This window comes from Pseudoalteromonas sp. L23 (assembly GCF_021728455.1).
Classification (GTDB): Bacteria; Pseudomonadota; Gammaproteobacteria; order Enterobacterales; family Alteromonadaceae; genus Pseudoalteromonas.
Map to the genome: position 1 here is coordinate 170,016 of NZ_JAKKCW010000006.1, position 1,023 is coordinate 171,038.

1 protein-coding gene is annotated in these 1,023 nt (G+C 44.8%); it reads right to left on the bottom strand.

What is annotated here, in order from left to right; all coding sequences use genetic code 11:
- Window positions 1-22: 22 nt before the first annotated feature.
- Window positions 23-991 (bottom strand): TauD/TfdA family dioxygenase, encoded by a 969-nt coding sequence (locus L3V43_RS12325; RefSeq protein ID WP_102057605.1) that lies wholly within the window; start codon window positions 989-991, stop codon window positions 23-25.
- Window positions 992-1,023 lie beyond the last annotated feature (32 nt).

Sequence of the window (1,023 nt, forward strand, 5' to 3'; positions counted from 1 at the left end):
CATCGGAATGAGTACCAACTAGTTATGCTGACGCGATATTTGCCATGCCAACTAGTACTTTACGAGTGCCTGTATAGGCCTCTCTGCCATGAGTAAACAGCATATTATCCAGCAGCAAAATATCGTTTCTTTGCCACGGGTAAGCAAAAGTGAGGTCTTGATAAACCTGATTGATGAGCTTGATGTCTTGGTCACTTATTTCGCTACCATCACCAAAAAAGGCGTTACGAGGTAAAAATTCGCTGCCGATACTGTCACGCATTTGTGCACTGAGTTGATTATCTAGGCTCGAGCAGTGGAACAAGTGAGCTTGATTAAACCATACCTTTTCACCACTTTTTGGATGGCGCATGACCGCCGGACGCCATTGCTTGGTTTGTAGCCTTTTATCATCAAGCCAAGTAAATTCGATTTCATTTTGTCGGCAATATTGCTCAACTTCGGCTTTACTCTCAGTCTGAAAAACCTCTTGCCAAGGTAGGTCGATATCACCGTAGTTACGCACGTACTGCACACCTAAACGCTCAAACTTGTCTCTTAATTCACTGGGAATACGACGATATACTTCACGGCTGTCGGCAAGTGGTGTGCACCCACCCGTGGTTGCTGGGATCACACAAAAAAAGCCCATTCGCATCGGCCAAACATTGGAGTAAGCATTTTCGTTATGCTGCAGGATCACTTGATCGGCATGATATTCCGTGGTGGTGTAAATATTGTTGTTCAGTGCCGTTCGTGGCGAAGAGCGATAAACATACTGGCTTAAACGCTCACCAAACAAGGTCTCAAGTATGGCGCTAAACTGATTCGTGCTCACAATATTTAAGCCACGAAGCAATGCAAAACCATCTCGCTCAACCCAGTTATTCACCTCTTGAACGTGGTTTTTCACCCATGCCATGCCGCTTTGTTTAACCTCAGATAAGTCATGTATCCGAGGGTCTGCTGCAATCGATGTCGGATCCAATTCCAAAGAAAGTGCGTGATCCATTGTTTTCCCATCCTTAAAAGTATGTACTTTTG

What these genes read in the sequence shown, in the direction of transcription:
- L3V43_RS12325 (WP_102057605.1), bottom strand. Translation starts at nt 991, where the DNA reads ATGGATCACGCACTTTCTTTGGAATTGGATCCGACATCGATTGCAGCA.